This window comes from Rhodobacter sp. P1_C2 (assembly GCF_056406375.1).
Genome location: NZ_JBFUAG010000018.1, coordinates 38,395 through 56,383, shown reverse-complemented (window position 1 = coordinate 56,383; position 17,989 = coordinate 38,395). Strand labels below are relative to the sequence as shown.

At 66.9% G+C, this 17,989-nt stretch carries 18 protein-coding genes; 10 read left to right on the top strand and 8 right to left on the bottom strand.

Annotated features, from left to right (window positions below):
* Positions 1 to 53 precede the first annotated feature (53 nt).
* The 4 genes from AC1DZT_RS22990 (at position 54) to AC1DZT_RS22975 (ending at position 4,244) form a co-directional block, all read left to right on the top strand.
* Positions 54 to 1,340, top strand: a complete 1,287-nt coding sequence (locus tag AC1DZT_RS22990) for a PAS domain-containing protein (RefSeq protein ID WP_478008984.1) — start codon at positions 54 to 56, stop codon at positions 1,338 to 1,340.
* Between the two features lie 156 nt (positions 1,341 to 1,496).
* Positions 1,497 to 2,282 (top strand): 5'/3'-nucleotidase SurE, encoded by a 786-nt coding sequence (gene surE / locus AC1DZT_RS22985; protein ID WP_478008983.1) that lies wholly within the window; start codon positions 1,497 to 1,499, stop codon positions 2,280 to 2,282.
* Complete coding sequence (locus AC1DZT_RS22980; RefSeq protein ID WP_478008982.1) at positions 2,279 to 2,953, top strand: protein-L-isoaspartate(D-aspartate) O-methyltransferase; 675 nt, start codon at positions 2,279 to 2,281, stop codon at positions 2,951 to 2,953. Before surE ends, AC1DZT_RS22980 begins: the two co-directional genes overlap by 4 nt.
* A 46-nt stretch (positions 2,954 to 2,999) precedes the next feature.
* Entirely contained in the window at positions 3,000 to 4,244 is a 1,245-nt protein-coding gene (locus AC1DZT_RS22975) for a peptidoglycan DD-metalloendopeptidase family protein (protein ID WP_478008981.1), read from the top strand.
* Positions 4,245 to 4,432: 188 nt separating this feature from the next.
* Here the strand turns inward: AC1DZT_RS22975 and AC1DZT_RS22970 are convergent, their stop codons facing one another.
* From AC1DZT_RS22970 to AC1DZT_RS22955, 4 genes are read right to left on the bottom strand one after another with little or no spacing between them, the layout of a single operon-like run.
* Positions 4,433 to 5,266 carry an ATP-binding protein gene (locus AC1DZT_RS22970; protein ID WP_478008980.1) on the bottom strand — a complete coding sequence of 278 codons (834 nt, stop codon included), beginning with the start codon at positions 5,264 to 5,266 and terminating at the stop codon, positions 4,433 to 4,435.
* Positions 5,263 to 6,108, bottom strand: coding sequence for a twin-arginine translocase subunit TatC (gene tatC, locus AC1DZT_RS22965; protein WP_478008979.1), 846 nt, complete (start codon positions 6,106 to 6,108; stop codon positions 5,263 to 5,265). Before tatC ends, AC1DZT_RS22970 begins: the two co-directional genes overlap by 4 nt.
* Positions 6,105 to 6,941, bottom strand: coding sequence for a Sec-independent protein translocase subunit TatA/TatB (locus tag AC1DZT_RS22960; protein WP_478008978.1), 837 nt, complete (start codon positions 6,939 to 6,941; stop codon positions 6,105 to 6,107). Before AC1DZT_RS22960 ends, tatC begins: the two co-directional genes overlap by 4 nt.
* Positions 6,942 to 6,959: 18 nt before the next feature.
* Positions 6,960 to 7,187, bottom strand: coding sequence for a twin-arginine translocase TatA/TatE family subunit (locus AC1DZT_RS22955; protein WP_478008977.1), 228 nt, complete (start codon positions 7,185 to 7,187; stop codon positions 6,960 to 6,962).
* Positions 7,188 to 7,369: 182 nt separating this feature from the next.
* Here AC1DZT_RS22955 and AC1DZT_RS22950 point away from each other — a divergent pair, with 182 nt between their 5' ends.
* On the top strand, positions 7,370 to 8,050 hold the full coding sequence (locus AC1DZT_RS22950) for a helix-turn-helix transcriptional regulator (protein WP_478008976.1): 681 nt from the start codon (positions 7,370 to 7,372) through the stop codon (positions 8,048 to 8,050).
* Positions 8,051 to 8,145: 95 nt separating this feature from the next.
* On the opposite strand, the gene AC1DZT_RS22945 is transcribed toward AC1DZT_RS22950, so the two are convergent.
* A complete protein-coding gene (locus AC1DZT_RS22945) occupies positions 8,146 to 9,240 on the bottom strand; it encodes an ABC transporter ATP-binding protein (RefSeq protein ID WP_478008975.1) in 1,095 nt (364 codons plus the stop codon).
* Between the two features lie 87 nt (positions 9,241 to 9,327).
* Positions 9,328 to 10,665, bottom strand: coding sequence for an ATP-binding protein (locus AC1DZT_RS22940; protein ID WP_478008974.1), 1,338 nt, complete (start codon positions 10,663 to 10,665; stop codon positions 9,328 to 9,330).
* 234 nt (positions 10,666 to 10,899) lie between these two features.
* Between AC1DZT_RS22940 and AC1DZT_RS22935 the strand changes: the two genes are divergently transcribed.
* From AC1DZT_RS22935 to AC1DZT_RS22925, 3 genes are all read left to right on the top strand, one after another.
* Entirely contained in the window at positions 10,900 to 11,946 is a 1,047-nt protein-coding gene (locus tag AC1DZT_RS22935) for a hypothetical protein (protein WP_478008973.1), read from the top strand.
* A 131-nt stretch (positions 11,947 to 12,077) separates the two neighbouring features.
* Positions 12,078 to 13,415, top strand: coding sequence for a dimethylsulfonioproprionate lyase DddP (dddP, locus tag AC1DZT_RS22930; RefSeq protein WP_478008972.1), 1,338 nt, complete (start codon positions 12,078 to 12,080; stop codon positions 13,413 to 13,415).
* Positions 13,416 to 13,423: 8 nt separating this feature from the next.
* Positions 13,424 to 13,885 (top strand): DUF4265 domain-containing protein, encoded by a 462-nt coding sequence (locus AC1DZT_RS22925; RefSeq protein ID WP_478008971.1) that lies wholly within the window; start codon positions 13,424 to 13,426, stop codon positions 13,883 to 13,885.
* Positions 13,886 to 13,980: 95 nt separating this feature from the next.
* Here AC1DZT_RS22925 and AC1DZT_RS22920 read toward each other — a convergent pair whose 3' ends face one another.
* Both AC1DZT_RS22920 and AC1DZT_RS22915 read right to left on the bottom strand, forming a co-directional pair.
* Positions 13,981 to 14,616 (bottom strand): CDGSH iron-sulfur domain-containing protein, encoded by a 636-nt coding sequence (locus tag AC1DZT_RS22920; protein ID WP_478008970.1) that lies wholly within the window; start codon positions 14,614 to 14,616, stop codon positions 13,981 to 13,983.
* Between the two features lie 47 nt (positions 14,617 to 14,663).
* The gene (locus AC1DZT_RS22915; protein WP_478008969.1) at positions 14,664 to 14,993 is read right to left on the bottom strand and encodes a hypothetical protein; all 330 of its coding nucleotides are present in this window, start codon (positions 14,991 to 14,993) and stop codon (positions 14,664 to 14,666) included.
* Between the two features lie 173 nt (positions 14,994 to 15,166).
* Between AC1DZT_RS22915 and purB the strand changes: the two genes are divergently transcribed.
* Both purB and AC1DZT_RS22905 read left to right on the top strand, forming a co-directional pair.
* On the top strand, positions 15,167 to 16,471 hold the full coding sequence (gene purB, locus AC1DZT_RS22910; protein WP_478008968.1) for an adenylosuccinate lyase: 1,305 nt from the start codon (positions 15,167 to 15,169) through the stop codon (positions 16,469 to 16,471).
* Positions 16,472 to 16,789: 318 nt separating this feature from the next.
* Positions 16,790 to 17,812: a flagellar motor switch protein FliG gene (locus AC1DZT_RS22905; RefSeq protein WP_478009025.1), complete on the top strand. Its 1,023-nt coding sequence runs from the start codon at positions 16,790 to 16,792 to the stop codon at positions 17,810 to 17,812.
* The last annotated feature ends 177 nt before the right edge of the window (positions 17,813 to 17,989 follow it).

Below are 17,989 nucleotides of genomic sequence, written 5' to 3'. Positions count from 1 at the left end.
TAGCGACTGTGGCCTAGAACCAAGGCGAAAGCCCTGCATAAGGCCCTTCCCGCATGTGTCCTTCCTCCGCCACCGCCGAAGCCGCAGCCCCGCTGATCCTCGGGCCCGAAGCCGCCTATGACATTGCGGAGATGTTCTATTCCCGCACCGATGCGCGCGGGGTCATTCTGGCGGGAAATGCGGTGTTTCAACGGGTTGCGGGCTTTGACTGGAGCGAGTTGATCGGCGCGCCGCACAGGATCGTCCGCCATCCCATAACACCGCGCGCCGTCTTCGCGCTGCTCTGGTCGCGGGTCCAGAAGGGCGAACCCGTCGTGGCCTATGTCTGCAACAAGACGCGTGCGGGTCAGCCCTATTGGGTGCTGGCCACCGTCCTGCCCTTCGGCACCGGCTATCTGTCGGTCCGCATCAAGCCAAGCTCAGCCCTCTTCGCCCGCGTCCAGGCGCTTTATGCCGAACTCAGCGCCGCCGAACGCGCCGGGCTGACGGTCGAGGCGTCGCTGGCGCGGCTGACGGCGGCCCTCGCCCAGATGGGCTTTGCCAGCTACACCGCCTTCATGCGCCAGGCCCTGGCCGAGGAATATGCCGCCCGCGCCGCCCGGATGCACCAGCGCACCGCGATGGCGGAGGTCGGCCAGCTGCGCAAGAACATCGCCACCATCATCGCCGCCCAGGAAGTTCTGGTGAAGGAATTCGACGGCTTGCGCATCCTGCCCACCAACATGCGCATCCTCGCCTCGCGGCTGGAACCGACCGGCGGGCCGGTCGGGGCGATCTCGGACATTTACCTGATGATGTCCGCCGATATCTTCGCCAAGGTCGGCTCCTTCCTGCTGGGCGAGGCCTCGCTTTGCCGGCGGATGGCCGACCGCTTCGAAGGCGCTATGTTCGCGATGACCTGTTCCTGCCTGATGACCGAAATGATCGCCGCCACCACGAGTGAGGACATGACCGGATCGGGCATCGCCATGGCAGAGGAGGCACGCCATCTCGCCGCCCTCGACGCCCAGCTGCGCCAGAGCGCGACCGCGGCCCTGGCCGAGGCGGTGGCGCTTGGCGGCAAGATCCACATCGCCAGCACCGACCTGCGCCGCGCCATGCTGAGCCTCGAAACCATCACCGTCATGGGCCGCGTCGAAAGCGCCCGCATCGGGGCCGAGGGGATGCGGATCAATGCGACGATCAACCAGCTGCATGACCGCAACATGATCATCGCCCGCAGCCTCGCCGCCATCGACCAGATGGCGCATAACCTGGCCGAGGGGATGGAACTGATCCAGACCGGCTATCTCGCCACCCTGACCGCAGGCCCCGACTCCGGCGCCCAGAGCGCGGCTTAACGGATCCACAGCCTGCGCCCCGGATCGGGCACCCCGGCCCCGACCTGTGTGGCAAAAGCCGCCAAATTTCCTCTATCCACAGCCATTGCTGCCAGAGGCGTGGCCTGCGCTTGCCCCCTCGCCCCCCCTCGTCTATCAGGGAGAAAAGGGGATTTCATGCGCATTCTCATCACCAACGACGACGGAATCAACGCGCCCGGCCTGAAGGTGCTGGAGCAGATCGCGGCCGAGATTGCAGGCCCCGACGGCGAGGTCTGGGTCGTGGCGCCGGCCTTCGAACAATCCGGCGTCGGCCATTGCATCAGCTACACCCATCCGACGATGATCGCCGAGCTTGGGCCGCGCCGCTATGCCGCCGAAGGCTCGCCCGCCGATTGCGTGCTGGCGGGGCTGTACTATGTGATGAAGGATGCGCGGCCCGATCTCGTCCTGTCCGGCGTCAACCGTGGCAACAATTCGGGCGAGAATGTGCTCTACTCCGGCACGATCGGCGGCGCGATGGAAGCCGCCCTGCAGGGGGTGAAATCCATTGCGATGTCGCAGTTCTTCGGCCCGAAGAATGCCCAGCTGGACGAACCTTTCGAGGCCGCCGTCCAGCATGGCGCGGCGCTGGTGCGCAAGCTTCTGGACCGGGGCCATTGGGACGAGGCCGATTACCGGGTCTTCTACAACGTGAACTTCCCCGCCCTGCCCGCCGCCGAGGTCAAGGGCCTGCGCGTGGCCGACCAGGGCTTCCGCCGCTACTCCTCCTTCTCGCTGGAGCCGCATGTCTCGCCGACCGGGCGGCAGTTCCTCTGGATCAAGGGCGGCGAACAGGGCCGCGCCACCCTGCCCGGTTCGGACATCACCGCCAATGTGGAAGGCTATATCTCGGTCACGCCCCTGCGCGCCGACCTGACCGCGCATGACCTTCTGGCGGACCTTTCGGCAGCCCTCGCATGAGCGACCCCGACGCGCCATCTGACGATCCTGCCCGCGAGGTGGCCGAGCGGCAGATGCGCTTCATCTACGCGCTGCGCAGCCATGGCGTGACCGATGCCCGCGTCATGCAGGCGATGGAGCGGATCGACCGCGGCGCCTTCGTGCGCGGCCTTTTCGCCAGCCGCGCCTACGAGGACATGCCTTTGCCGATCTCCTGCGGCCAGACCATCTCGCAGCCCTCGGTCGTGGGGCTGATGACCCAGGCGCTGGACGTGCAGGCGCGCGACAAGGTGCTGGAGGTCGGCACCGGCTCGGGCTACCAGGCCGCGATCCTCAGCCTCCTCTGCCGCAGGGTCTATACCGTGGACCGCCACCGCCGCCTGGTGCGCGAGGCGCAGGAGGTGTTTCGCAACCTCGGTCTGGTCAATATCACGGCATTTGCCGCCGATGGCAGCTTTGGCCTGCCCGATCAGGCGCCATTCGACCGGATTCTGGTGACCGCCGCGGCCGAGGACCCGCCGGGCCCTCTCTTGGCGCAGTTGAAGATCGGCGGTATCATGGTATTGCCGGTGGGACAGTCCGATACAGTGCAAAGCCTGATCAAGGTGACGCGGCTGCAAAGCGGCTACGATTACGAAGAGCTTCGCCCGGTGCGGTTCGTGCCGCTGGTCGAGGGTCTGGGAACGGAATAAGCACAGCCCGGAAGGAACGGGCGCAAGGCGGGGCCAGAGGGTTGGGATGGCGATGAGCGACGACAGGATTTTGGGGATGATCGGGCGTGGCAAGGCACTGCCTCTGATGGCGGCGCTGCTCCTGTCGGCCTGTGCCAACAGTGGCAATCTCGACTGGGATCTGCGCAACAATGGCGGCGGCACCTCTTCGGCGGCCGAGAACAGCACGGCGGCGCGGCCGGCGGCGGACAGCAACGGGGTGATCTCCTATCCCGGCTATCAGGTCGTGGCGGCCCGGCGCGGCGATACCGTGGCCTCGGTCGCGGCGCGGCTGAACATTCCGGCGGGGCAGCTTGCCTCGTATAACGCGCTGCAGGTCGGCGACACGCTGCGCCAGGGCGAGATCCTGGCCCTGCCAGTCCGGATCGCCGCCAATCCCGCCGCCCTGCCCGGTACGGTGATGCCCGACCAGGGCACGGCGGGCGGCATCGACGTGGCGGCGATCGCGACCACCGCGCTGGACCGCGTCGGCCCGGCCTCGGGCACGCCCACCGCCAGCGGCACCACGACGCCCAAGAGCAACGGCACGCCCTTCTCGACCACGGGCTCGGGCCCGGTGCCGGTGCGCTATCAGGTCAAGCGCGGCGAGACCGCCTTCACCATCGCGCGCCAGTTCAACATCTCGGCCAAGGCGCTGGCCGACTGGAACGGGCTCGGCCCCGACCTCTCGGTGCGAGAGGGCCAGTATCTGATCATCCCGACCCCGACCGACATCTCGCGCCTGCCGGGCGCTTCCGCCGCCGCCGTCGAGACGACACTGCCCGGCGAAGGCTCGCCCACGCCCGAGCCGCCCTCGGCCAGCCTGCCCTTGCCGACCGAAAAGACCGTGAGCGCCGCCGAAGCCGCCCGCACCGCCCCGCCCGCCCCGGATCTCGGCGGCCAGCGCACAAAGGCCTCGGCCGCGGCGATGGCGATGCCGGTCGATGGCAAGATCATCCGCAGCTATGACGGCAAGACCAACCAGGGCATCGACATCGCTTCCTCCGCCGGCAGCGCGGTCCATGCCGCCCAGGATGGCAGCGTGGCGGTGATCACCCACGATTCCTCCTCGGGGGCGCTGATCGTCATCCTGCGCCATGCCGATGGATTGCTGACCGTCTACGCCGGGCTCGATTCCGCCAGTGTTGCCAAGGATGCCACCATCAAGCGCGGCCAGACCCTCGGCACCGTGCGCAGCGGCAACCCGGCCCAGCTGCATTTCGAGGTCCGTCAGGGCCAGAAATCGGTCAACCCGCTGACCTACCTGCAATAGGACAGCGCGCGCCCTTGGCAGGCGCCGGGGAGGTTTCACACCTCCCCGGACCCCTCCGTGGGATATTTATGGACCAATGAAATAAAGGTTCTGTTAACCCTTTTCATCGGTCCATAAATATCCACGGGGTGGGTCTGGGAGGGTGGTAAGCCCTCCCAGCCGGGTCCGCAGAGCGGCTTGGGTTCAGGTCAGAGCGCCACGCCCTCGCGGGCGGCGAGGTCGCAGAAGAACTGCCAGGCCACCCGGCCCGAGCGCGATCCGCGCGTCGCCTGCCATTCGATCGCTTCCGCCCAGAGCCGTTCTTCCGGGATCACCAGACCATGCGCCGCGCAGTAGCCGCGGATCATGGCGAGGTAATCGTCCTGCGTGCAGGGGTGGAAGCCGAGCCAGAGGCCGAAGCGGTCGGAGAGCGAGACCTTCTCCTCCACCGCCTCGCCGGGGGTGATCGCGGTCGAGCGTTCGTTCTCGATCATCTCGCGCGGCATCAGGTGGCGGCGGTTCGAGGTGGCGTAGAAGAGCACATTCTCCGGCCGCCCCTCGATCCCGCCATCGAGCACCGCCTTCAGCGACTTGTAATGCTGGTCATCGCTGGAAAACGACAGATCGTCGCAGAAGAGGATGAAGCGGCAGGGCGCCGCCCGCAGATGGCTCAAGAGGCGCTGGACCGAGGGCAGATCTTCGCGGCTGAGTTCCACGATCTTCAGATCATGTCCCTCGGCCCGCACCGAGGCATGGATCGCCTTGACGAGCGAGCTTTTCCCCATCCCCCTTGCGCCCCAGAGGAGCGCGTTGTTGGCGGGCAGACCACGGGCGAAATGGCGGGTGTTTTCCCACAGCGTGTCGCGCGAACGGTCGATGCCGACCAGAAGCCCCACATCCACCCGCGACACCCGCGCCACCGGCTCCAGCCGGTCGGGGCCGGTGTGCCAGACGAAAGCCTCGGCCGCCGCGAAATCCGGGGCGGGCAAGGGCTGCGGCGCCAGACGTTCCAGCGCCGCCGCGATCCGTTCCAACTCAGTCATTCGTCCTCGTCCGGCTCTTCCCAGGTCCCGTCGAGCTTGGCTTGCTTTTCGGCCTGCTTTTCAAAGTAGACGATGATCCAGATCGAGACTTCGTAGAGCGGATAGATCACCGCAAACAGGATCAGCATCGAGGTGACATCGGGCGGCGCGATCATCGAGGAGACGATCAGGATCGCCACCACCGCATATTTCCGCGTCGATTTCAGCCCCTTGGAGCCGATCAGCCCGGCCTTGCCCATCAGCGTCAGCAGCACCGGCAGCTGGAAGCACAGGCCGAAGGCCATCAGGAACTGCATGGTCAGCGCGAAGAACGCCTCGACCGAACCCTGGAAAACCACGCCCTTGGGCACATTCGCCAGCGGATTGGTGCTTTGCATCGCCGCCTTGAAACTGTCCTGGTAGCTCAGGAAAAAGTCGAAGGCGAAGGGCAGCACCACCAGATAGGCAAAGCCCGCGCCGAGGACGAACATGATCGGCGAGGCGAGGAGGAAGGGCAGGAAAGCATGCCGCTCGTTCTTGTAAAGGCCCGGCGCCACGAAGCGCCAGAGCTGGAAGGCGATGACCGGGAAGGCCAGGACGAAGCCGCCCCACATCGCGATCTTGAGGGTGACGAAGAAGCCTTCCTGCACCTTGATCAGCACGAATTCGCATTCCTGCCCGCGCGCGGCCAGGGCCTGGCACATCGGGCGCGACAGGAAGGCGAAGACATAGCTCCAGGCCACATAGCAGATCATGAAGGCGGCGACATAGGCGCCGATCGAGATGATGATCCGGTTGCGCAGCTCTTTGAGGTGTTCGATCAGCGGGGCTGCGCTGCCGTCGAGGTCTTCGGTCTGGCTCATGCGTTGTCCGCCTTCTTCTTGCGCGGGCTTTTCTTCGGCGTCTCGGCGGTGTCTGCCGTGGCCCCGGTCTTTTCGGCGGCAGCGGCCTTGGGCTTGGCCGTCCGCTTGGCCGCGGGCTTGGCCTTGGCCGCGACCTCAACCGGGGCGGGCGGCGCGACCGGCGGCGCTGCGGGTTCGGGCACATAGGTCCCCGCCTCGATCGCCTTCAGCTTTTCGGTCTGTTCCTTCAGGACCTGGCTGCGCAGGGCCAGCTTGTCGTAGAAGGCCTCCTTGGCCGGGTCTGGCACCGGGCCGCGCGCGGGTTCTGCAACAACGACGGCCGAGGTGGTGGCCGGGGAGGCCTGCGCCGCCTCGAACTCTTCATGCTCGGCAATCGCGGCCAGATCGTCGTCCATCTCTTCGGCGATCGCCGCCTCAGTGATGGTGACTTCCGGCACCACGGGTGCCGCTTCCACCGCAGCCGCAAGGGCGGTCGGCGGGGTCGCGGGCAAGGGCGGCGGGGTCAGGCTGCGCGCCGGCATCGTCGGGTTGACCGTGGGATTGGCCGTGTGCTTCATCGGGTCCCACTTTTCGAACTTGTCGGCGGCCTCGCGGACCTTGTCGAGGCCAAGCGACTTGGTCGAGGTCGAAGTCTTGAGGTCGCGCGCCACGTCGCTCACGCCGGTATCCTTGGCGGCCTGCTCCATCGCGCGCGAGAACTCGCGGCTCATCTGGCGCAGCTTGGCGGTGAAACGCCCCAGCTGGCGGAACATATCGGGCAGGTCTTCAGGGCCAATGAAGATCAGCGCCACGATGCCGATGATGATAAGCTCAGGCCAATCGAATCCGAACATGATCTGTCAATCCGGCCTTCAGGCCTGGTCTTTTTCGATGGGGGTCACGTCCTTGGCGACGACGGTCGTCGTGGTGGTCGTGGTCTCTTCATTGGCCATTTCGGCCTTGCCTTCATCGATGCCCTTCTTGAAGGCGTTGATGCCCTTGCCCACTTCGCCCATCAGGGACGAAACCTTGCCCTTGCCGAAGAGGACAAGGACGACAATGGCGATGACGAGAATGCCGAGCGGCGAAGACATGTGCATGGGAAACCTCCTGTGGCCGCGGCATGCGGCCCTGCTGGCGCACACTCTGCGCCTGGGGCCTGAGAGAGCAAGCGTCAAGCGGGGCAAAAATCGGCGGCGGCTTGCGAAAGCGGGGCCTTACTGACATAATTCTGTCAGTAAGCCATTGGGGCCTGCCCGAGGCTGCCCTTCGAGACCCTGCCATGCCGCGTTCCGACCGCCTGTTCGACCTGATCCAGATCCTGCGCGACGGGCGCTTGCACCGGGCGACGGATCTCGCGGCGCGGCTGGGGGTCTCGGTCCGCTCGATCTGGCGCGACATGGGGGTGCTGGCGGCCTCGGGCATGCCGGTCGAGGGCGAGCGTGGCGTGGGCTACATCCTGCGCGCGCCCCTGACCCTGCCGCCGATGCTCCTGACCCCGGCCGAGATGCTGGCGTTGCGCCAGGGCGTGAGGCTGGTGGCCGAGGGCAGCGATGCAGGCCTTGCCGCCGCCGCGCGCAGCCTTGCCACCAAGATTGCCACCGCGGCCCCAGGGCCAAGGGAGGAGGGCGAGGGCGAAGACCTCTTCGCCAGCCGCAGCGCCGAACCGCTGCGGACGAGCCCGCAGCTTCCCCTCCTGCGCAAGGCGATCCGCCAAGGCGAGCGGCTGACCGTGGCGATCCTCGACGCCGAGGGCAAGCTGACCCAGCGCGACATCCGCCCGCTGGTCCTGTCCCTTGCGGACATGAGCTGGACCCTCGGCGCCTGGTGCGAGACCAGGGCGCGGTTCGAGGATTTCGGCTTGGACCGGCTGCTCGACATCGTGCCGCGCGGCGAGATCTTCCCGCGCGAGGCCGGCAAACGCCTGGCCGATTATCGCAAATGGCAAGGCGCCCAGGCCTGACGCGCCCGAATTTTCTGCGAAAATTCAGCGCCCTTCCTTTTTGAATTTTCGCGGAAAATTCGCGGCCTTGAGCAGGTCCCGCCTATAGCGGAGGCTCAGGCCGGAAAGACGAAACAGCGGTCGCGCCGGATCATCAGCCAAAGCGCGAGGCCCGGCTTGGGCAGGAATACCCCCGGCACGGCGGCGGTCAGGGTAGAACCGTCGAACTCCATCCGGAACTCGACCAGGCTTTCATGGCCGAGGAACCGCGCGCGGGTCACGGTGCCGCGGGCGGCCGTGCCCTCGGTCGGTGTCGGGTTCGGGCCGCGTCCGGCGCGGTCGAAGTCGATCTTCAGATGCTGCGGCCGGATCACGATATCCACCGCCGCGCCATCGACCTGCCCCGGCGTCAGGAAGGCGCCAAAGGGCGTTTCGGTCAAGGCGCCGCGGGAAATCCCACGGATCACGTTGATATCGCTGAAAAACGCTGCCGCCGCCCGGTCGACCGGCGCATTGTAGATGTTATAGGGCGCGCCGCGTTGCATGATCAGGCCGGCGCGCATCAGGGCGATCTCGTCGGCCATCCGCATCGCCTCTTCCGGCTCATGCGTCACCAGAAGCACCGCCGCCCCCTCTTCCTTCAGGATGTCGAGCGTCGCATCGCGGATCCCGTCGCGCAGCCGGTTGTCGAGGCCGGAGAAGGGCTCGTCCATCAGCATGACCCGCGGACGCGGCGCCAGGGCCCGCGCGAGAGCCACGCGCTGCTGTTCCCCGCCCGAAAGCTCATGCGGGTGCTTGGGGCCGAAGCCGGCGAGATTGACCTTCTCCAGCAGTTCGTCGACCCGGCGCTGGCGATGCGCGGCGTCGCGGGCCAGACCGAAGGCCACATTGCCCGCCACCGTCAGATGCGGAAACAGCGCGAAATCCTGGAACATCAGCCCGACGCCCCGCGCCTCGGGCGGCAGGTTGCGCCCGGGGCCGAAGACCTCGGCCCCGTCGATCAGGATGCGGCCGCTGTCGGGCGTTTCCACCCCGGCGATCATCCGCAGCGTCGTCGATTTGCCACAGCCCGAGGGGCCGAGCAGGCAGGTCACCTGCCCCGCCTCCACCACCAGCGACAGATCGGCCACCACCTTGCGCCCGCCGAAAGCGCGGCTCAGCGATTGCACGACGAGGCGCGCGGAGGAGGTCTGGTGCGGCGTATCGGTCACGGGCCAATTCCCAAGGGTTTTGATCAGCAAAGCCCTAGCAGCCCCGGCCCGGCCCCGCAAGGCAGCGCCCGCCCCCGGCAAAGCCGCTCACCGGGCGAGGATCAGCTCTGCCTTCAGCCCGCCAAGCGCCTCGCTGCGGCCCAGAAGCAGCGTGCCGCCGTGGTTGCGCGCGATGTCGGCGGCGATCGACAGGCCGAGGCCGACGCCGCCGCCCCGGTTGGGGTCGCGGGCGGCATCCAGCCGGGTGAAGGGCAGCATCGCCTCTTCGCGCCGCGCCTCGGGGATGCCCGGCCCGTCATCCTCGACCACCAGTTTCAGGCTACGCTCGGTCAGGACATAGCTCAGCACGCCACGGGTGCCGTAGCGCGTCGCATTGCCCAGAAGGTTGTCAAGCGCCCGCGCCACCGCCTTGGGCCGCATCCGGACCCGGGTGTTGGCCATGGCGCCCGCCTGCGGCGCGGGGGCCACCGTCACCGCAAGGCCGCCGCGCCGGGCCTTTTCGACCACCTCCTGCACCAGATCGGCCGGATCGATCAGCGCGCTTTCGTCCATCGCATCGCCGCGGGCGAAGGACAGGAACTCTTCGACCAGCCGCTCCATATCCTCGACATCGCCGAGCAGCGCTTCGGTCTCCTCATCCTCGGGCAGCAGGGCAAGGCCCAGCTTCAGCCGGGTCAGCGGCCCGCGCAAATCATGGCTGACCCCCGACAGCATCAGCGTGCGCTGTTCGATCTGGCGCTCGATCCGGGCGCGCATGTCCAGAAAGGCCATGCCCGCCGCCCGCACCTCGATGGCGCCGCGCGGCTTGTAGCGCAGGGTCTGGCCGCGCCCGAAGGCCTCGGCTGCCTGGGCCAGCCGGGTGATCGGCACCAGCTGGTTGCGCAGGAAGGCGAAGGCCACCGCCGTCATCAGGACCGAGGCCAGCAGCATCACGACCAGAAGCTGGTGCGGATTGCTGGCCGAGACCCTTGCCCGCGGCACCCGCACCTGCATCAGGCCAAAGCGCGTGTCGATCCACAGGACCACCTCCCGCGGGTTGGCGGTCAGATCGACCGCGGCAAGCCCCGGCAGCGCCTCGTGCAGGATCGAGCCGACCTCGCGCCCCGACAGATCCAGCCAGTCGCGCTGGTCGGTGCCCGGCGGCACCCCCATCGCCGGCAGATCGACCGACATCACCAGCCCCGCCCCCACCGCCTCGGCCGCGGCCTCTGCGGCGGGCCGGTCGCGGGCCGCCTCCACTTGGGCCAGCAGATATTGCGCCTCCAGCGCCACGTCCCGCGACATCTGCCGGGTGACCCCATCGAAATGGCGCTGGATGAAGATGACCGAGACCACAAGCTGGATCACCACGACCGGCAGGACGAGGATCAGGGCGGCCCGCCCGTAAAGGCTGCGCGGCAACAAGGACTTGAGGCGAAGTTCCATGCCGCATCCTAGCCGCCTTGCCCGAGGCTTGCAAAGCCCCTGTGCGGCAGGGCGCGCGCCCTCCCCCGCGCGATCCGGCGAAGTTCCGCGAACAATCCCGCGCATCCATCGCCATTGTCTTTGTGTCGAAAACACGACCTCAAGTTGACTAAATTTCTTGCAATTACCTCAATTGTTGCGCGGTTAGATCACAATCGTCCCGTACCCTTGCCAAATGCCAAGTGGAGAAACGCCATGACGGACCGCGTTCCAAGCACGATTGCCCAAGTGTTGTACCCCAACGAACTTGAGCTCGACTTCGCCCGCATCGTCTCAGAACTGGAAACGGTGCTGACCCGGCTGGGCGGCTGCGACGCGCAGCTGCATTGGGATACCGAAGACCTTGTGACCTTCGACCTGCCGGAGGCGCATATCCTGCTGGCCACGGCCGAGTTCGGCCGGTCGTCGCAGGGCAATTGCCTGACCGTCTCGGTCGGCCCTTCGACCACGCCGCAGGACGGCGAGACCCCTGCCGCCCCGGACCGCTTTTCGGCGCTGAGCGCGCTTGGCGGGATGGATCATGCCACGCTGTGCTCCCGTCTGGTCGAGAGGGTGCAGGGCCGCTTCGTTCCGGCCGCGATCCTCTGGCAAGAGATCGAGGCGCTGGTGGACAGCGACCTCGTCGAAAGCCTGAACGCCGAACTGCCCAACCTGCGCGTCGTGCCGAAGGATGGCGCCCCTGCCACCGACAGATCGGCGCCCCGGCAGCGGGCCTCGGTGAAGGCTCCGGCGCTGGTCCACACCTCGGACCAAGCTCCGGCGCCACAAGCCCCGCGCCCGGCTGTGGCTGCGCCGGTCCTCGCGGCCCCGATCGCCGCCGTGCCCGCCGCGCCGATGACCGCCGCGCCGCCCAAGCGCGCCGGCATGGGGCTTTTCGCCTCTGGCGCGCAGAAACATGCCGAAGCCCTGCCCTCCGTGGCCAATGATGTCCCCGATCTGCCGCTGCCGCAGGACCAGGCGCTGCAGCGTCTGCGCGGGGCGCTTTACCCCGCCGCGGAAGAGGTTGAGGAGGAGCAGCGCCCGAGCACCCAGATCCGCCTTGCCGCGCATTGCCTGAACGCGACGCTGATCCTCGTCTATGCGCCGCTGGGGGCTGCGGTGATGACCTATGCGCTGCTGAAGGGCGAGGATATCCGCTTTTCGGCGCGGATGATGGCGGTCGTGGGCACCGTGGTCGGGCTGGCCCAGACGCCGCTGGGCCAGACGGTCAAGGCCATGGCTTCGGTCCGCGGCTGGCACTGACCGGCGATCGGCCGGGCGCCCCCCGTTTGCGACATGGGGCGTCGGCTGCGGCAAAGCCTGTGGCGCACGCTGACGCAGACTGAGCGGCGGAACCGGTCTCTCCGGCTCCGCAGCCGCATCAGGAGCGCCCGATGGCCGAAGCCTATTCCGACCGCCGCAAGATCGACCCCTCGCGCGGGGCCACGCTGGGGGACGGGACCCCCAACGACAATGACCGGATCGAGATCGGCCCGACCCAGCTCGCCTTTCGCGAATGGGAAGCGGCGGGGCTGGAGCTGCCCAACCTCGCCCGGATGCGCGAGTTCCGCTGGAAGCGGCTAACGGCGGCGCTGGTCGAACGCGACTATGGCGGGCTCTTGATGTTCGACCCGATGAACATCCGTTACGCCACCGACACCACCAACATGCAGCTCTGGAACAGCCACAACCCGTTCCGCGCCTGCCTGATCTGCGCCGATGGCCACATGGTGATGTGGGAATACAAGAACTCGCCCTTCCTCGTGACCTTCAATCCCCTGGTCAAGGAACTCCGCTCCGGCGCGTCCTTCTTCTATTCGGTGACCGGCGACACCTCGGCCAATGACGCGAGAAACTTTGCCGCCCAGGTGGACGAGGTGATGCGCGCCCATGCCGGCACCAACCGCAGGCTGGCGGTGGACAAGATCATGATCCACGGCCTGCGCGCGCTGGAACGCGCCGGGTTCGAGGTGATGGAGGGCGAAGAGGTCACCGAGCGCACCCGCGCGATCAAGGGCCCGGACGAGATCCGCGCGATGCGCTGCGCCCACCACGCCTGCGAAGCCGCGATCGCCGAGATGGAGGAGGCGACCCGCCTTGGCGTGCCGCTGGGCGGCATGTCCGAGGATGCGATCTGGGCGGAACTCCACAAGGGCAACATCAAGCGCGGCGGGGAATGGATCGAGACCCGGCTCCTCGCCTCGGGCAAGCGCACCAATCCGTGGTTCCAGGAATGCGGGCCGCGAATCGTGCAGAACAACGAGATCGTGGCCTTCGACACCGACCTCATCGGCGCCTATGGCATCTGCATCGACATCTCGCGCACCTGGTGGGTGGGCGATGCGCGGCCCTCCAATGCGATGATCTCGGCCATGCAGCACGCGCTGGACCATATCGAGGTCAACCGCGAGCTTCTGAAACCCGGCGCCCGCATCCGCGACATCGTCCATTCCGGCCACCAGCTGGAGGAGCAGTACTGGAAGCAGAAATATTCCTGCAAGATGCATGGCGTCGGGCTATGCGACGAATGGCCCTATGTGCCCTATCCCGATGCCTGGGTCGAAGGCTCCTTCGACCATGCGCTGGAAGCCGGCATGACGATCTGTGTGGAGGCGCTGGTCTCGCCCGAGGGCGGCGATTTCTCGATCAAGCTGGAGGATCAGGTGCTGATCACCGAGGCCGGCTACGAGACGCTGACGACCTACCCCTTCGACCCGCGTCTTCTGGGGTAAGGCGCGCTGTGGATGACCCTCTGATCAAGCTGCATTTTCACCTCGACCCGGACGCCTGGCATGGCGCTGCCGTGGAATCCCTCTGGGCAAAGCGAGTGGCGACCGACACCGGGGCCAATGTGTTCGAGCTCGACAACTCGCCCTTCTACGCCTTTGGGGTCAGCTTTTGCGATCTGGTCCGCGCCCAAGAGGAAGATGGCAGGTTATTTTTCACAAGCCTGGCCCTTTCCGCAGGTCATTCGACCTATCGGTTGCGGGTGCCATGGCCCTCTTCAGCGTTCGAGGCGGCCTGGGAGCCGCTCTTCCTTCTGGGCTGCACCTACGAGGGCCATTCCCACGGAAAATCCCATTTGTTTGCCGTCGATGTTCCCCCGGATGCCGACATTCAAAAGGTCTTTCACCTGATGCAAGCAGCCGAGGCGGAGGGTGTCTGGGAGTTTGAAGAGGGCCATTGCGGCCATCAGGTTTAGCCCAAGGGCGCTCAGACGCCCCAAGGTAGGATGGGCAATCTGCCCATCTTCCGAAAGCCCCGAAGATGGGCGCATCGCCCATCCTACCGGACAGGTTAGTCTGCCACGAACCCCGCCGCCTTGTGGCTGCCGTCGCAATAGGGCTTGTTCTGGCTGTGGCCACAGCGGCAGAGGAAGGTCTGGGTGACCTTGTTGATCGTATGGCCGGTGCCCGAGACGATCTCGAGGTTGCCGGTGACCTTCAGGGGGCCGTTGGGCAAGGGCGTCACCGCCACCTCGCCATTGCGCACCTCCAGGGCCGCCGCCTCCTTCACCGCAGGTTCGCCCGTGGCGGTGAAGCCCGCGCCATTGTGGCTGCCGTCGCAATAGGGCTTGTTGGCCGAGGCGCCGCAGCGGCAGAGCGTCGCCCGCGGCCCGGGTTCCGCCACGCCGCGCATCAAGAGGGGCGCCTCGAAGGCCAGGGGGCCGTTCTCGCGGATCCGCAGCAGGTTGACCACCGGCGCCGCATCCGAGCTTTCGCCGCCGTCGTTGCGCGCCACCCTGATCGCCCCCGAGGGGCAGTTGACGCCCAAGGCCAGCACCACATCGGCCCGCGCGGCATCGGGATAGATCCACTCGCCTTTGACATTGGGCACGAAAACCTCCGGATGGCTCAGCACGCAGTTGCGCGAATGCACGCAGCGCGACCCGTCGAAGGTGATCGTCACCTCCTTGCCCCTGACCACTTCCATCGCCTCACCTCCTCGCAAATTCCATCAGATCCTTCGCCGCGCCCGGCTCATGGCGGGGGCGCGAGATGGCCCACACTGGCACTGCCATCCTCGGCGGTAAAGCGGATGCTGTCGCCCTCCCGGCTGACCGCGTAGCAGGCCCAATGGTCCGAGGGCGGCCAGACCGAGCAATAGCGGTCACCCTGCACCTGCCAATGGCCGATGCTCTCCTTGCCCATGGTATAGACCGTCTCGCCATCCGCCTTGAAGCTTTGCGCGGCGCCGTCGTCGAAGTGCAGCGCCTGGCCGCTGAGCGCCGCTGTGATCGCGGCACCGTCAAGCTTCTCCTCCGCCCGAACCGGCGTGGCCAGACAGGCCAGGATCAGAACCCACCGCATCATCTTCCCCCGGACAGTCCTCGTACCGGCCCAGATTACACCCCTGCCCCCGGCGCTCAACGCCAAAGCGGGCTGCCGATCTTGCACCCAAAGCCCATGCGGCTTAAGGGGGCGCATCCCGCGCCCAAACTCCGCCAAGGCTCCCGCGAAACTTCCGCTGAAAGGCTCACCCGATGATCCCGCGCTATTCCCGCCCCGACATGGTCGCCCTCTGGTCGCCCGAAGCCCGCTTCAAGATCTGGTTCGAGATCGAAGCCCATGCGATGGATGCCCAGGCAGCACTCGGCGTGATCCCGAAATCCCATGCCGAGGGTGTCTGGAAGGCCAAGGACGCCGAATTCAACGTCGCCCGCATCGACGAGATCGAGGCGGTGACCAAGCATGACGTGATCGCCTTCCTCACCCACCTGGCCGAGATCGTGGGCGCCGACGAGGCGCGCTTCGTCCACCAGGGCATGACCTCCTCGGATGTGCTCGACACCACCTTCAACATCCAGCTCTGCCGCGCCTCGGACCTGCTTCTGGCCGGACTTGACCGGGTGCTCGCGGCGCTGAAGGCCCGCGCCTACGAGCACAAGGACACCGTCCGCATCGGCCGTTCGCATGGTATCCATGCCGAGCCGACCACGATGGGCCTGACCTTCGCCCGCTTCTACGCCGAAATGGCGCGGGGCCGCGCCCGGCTGATCAACGCCCGCGCCGAAGTTTCGACCGGCGCCATCTCCGGTGCGGTCGGCACCTTCGCCAATATCGACCCTTCGGTCGAAGAACATGTCTGCAAGATGATGGGCCTGACCCCCGAGCCGATCTCGACCCAGGTCATCCCGCGCGACCGCCACGCGATGTTCTTCGCCACGCTCGGCGTGATCGCCTCCTCGATCGAGAACCTCGCGATCGAGATCCGCCACATGCAGCGCACCGAGGTGCTGGAGGCGGAAGAGTTCTTCTCGCCCGGCCAGAAGGGCTCTTCGGCCATGCCGCACAAGAGGAACCCGGTCCTGACCGAGAACCTGACCGGCCTCGCCCGCCTCGTGCGCTCGGCCGTCACCCCGGCCCTGGAGAATGTCGCGCTCTGGCACGAACGCGACATCTCGCATTCCTCGGTGGAGCGCGCGATCGGGCCGGACACCACGATCACCCTCGACTTCGCGCTGCACCGCCTGGCGGGCGTGGTGGAAAAGCTGGTGGTCTACCCTGAAAACATGCTCAAGAACATGAACAAGTTCAAAGGCCTGGTCATGTCGCAGCGCGTTCTGCTGGCGCTGACCCAGGCTGGGGTCTCCCGTGAGGACAGCTACCGCCTTGTGCAAAGGAACGCGATGAAGGTCTGGGAGAAGGGCGCCGATTTCAAGACCGAGCTTCTGGCCGACCCCGAAGTGACCGCCGCCCTCTCGCCCGCTGAGATCGAGGAGAAATTCGACCTCGGCTACCACACCAAGCACGTCGACACGATCTTCGCCCGGGTCTTCGGCGCCTGACCGCCGCGCTGGCTGACAGGAGCGGGGGTTTCACACCCCCGCACCCGCCAAAAAAGCGGGGGTTTCACACCCCCGCACCCCCGTGGGATATTTCCGTCTGGATGAAACGGAAGCGCGCGCCAGACCTTTTCATCCAGATCCAAATATCCCGGGGGGTGCGGGGGGCTGGCCCCCCGCCGGGCCGGGACGGAACCCCTCTTCACCCCGATTTAACCCCGATGGCGGCAGTCTGGCCTCATCTGAAGAATCGGGGGCATGATGGCGTTCAATCCTGCAATGTTGGCCAGTTTGACCAATCCGGACGCATTCAACCCGCCGATGCTGTCCGAACAGCCGCCACCGCCGGCGATCACCTCGCGCGAGAAGGCGGCGATCATCGTGCGGCTTCTGCTGGCCGAGGGCGCGCCGATCAAGCTGACCGCCCTGCCGGAGGAGATGCAGACCGCCCTCGCCCAGCAGATGGGCCAGATGCGCCGGGTCAGCCGCGAGACTTTGCGGCTGGTGATCGACGAATTCCTCTTCGAGCTGGAGCAGGTCGGCCTCTCCTTCCCCGGCGGGCTTGAAGGGGCGCTGACCATCATGGACGGGCATCTGTCGGCCAATGCCGCCAGTCGGTTGCGGCGGATGTCGGGGGGCAATTCCTCGGTCGATCCCTGGGAACGGATCAATGCCCTGTCGCTCGACCGCATCCTGCCGGTCCTGGCCGAGGAAAGCATCGAGGTCTGCGCCGTGGTCCTGTCGAAACTCCCGGTGCCGCGCGCGGCGGAGCTTTTGTCGAAACTGCCGGGCGACCGGGCGCGGCAGGTCGCTTACGCGGTCTCGCTCACCGGCAATGTCGATCCCGACACGGTGCACCGGATCGGCATGGCGCTGGCCGTGCAGCTCGACAGCCAGCCGCTCAAGGCTTTCGAGGCCGGGCCGGGCGAGAGGGTGGGCGCCATCCTGAACATCGCCGCCGCCTCGACCCGTGACGACGTGCTGCGTGGATTGCTGGAGGCGGATGCCGAATTTGCCCAGATCGTGAAGAAGAACATCTTCACCTTCGAACATATCAAGGCCAAGCTCGCGCCGCGCGATGTGCCCAAGGTGATCCGCATCGTCGACCAGGCAGCCCTGGTCACCGCCCTCACCCATGCCCTGTCGATCCCGGATCTGGAGCCTTCTGCCGAACATATCCTGGCCAACCTGTCGCAGCGGATGACCCAGGGCCTGCGCGAAGAGATCGCCGGGCGCGGCAAGATCAAGGAGAAGGACGCCGACGAGGCGATGGGCACCATCGTCATGGCGATCCGCCAGCTGGAAGGCACCGGCGAGATCGCTTTGGTTCAGGCCGAGGAATAGCCCAAGGCACGCCGCCCCGGCCGCTCGCGGCACCGATGGCGATGCCTCGCGCGATACACGGAGGGATCGCGCAAGCCTTCCGGCAGGCGGCCTGGCGCTCCTTACAGGCCGACCCGGCCCCGTCTTTCCCCCTTGCCGCGGCCTGATCTGCCACCTAGGTTGCGCCCGGGTTGGCCG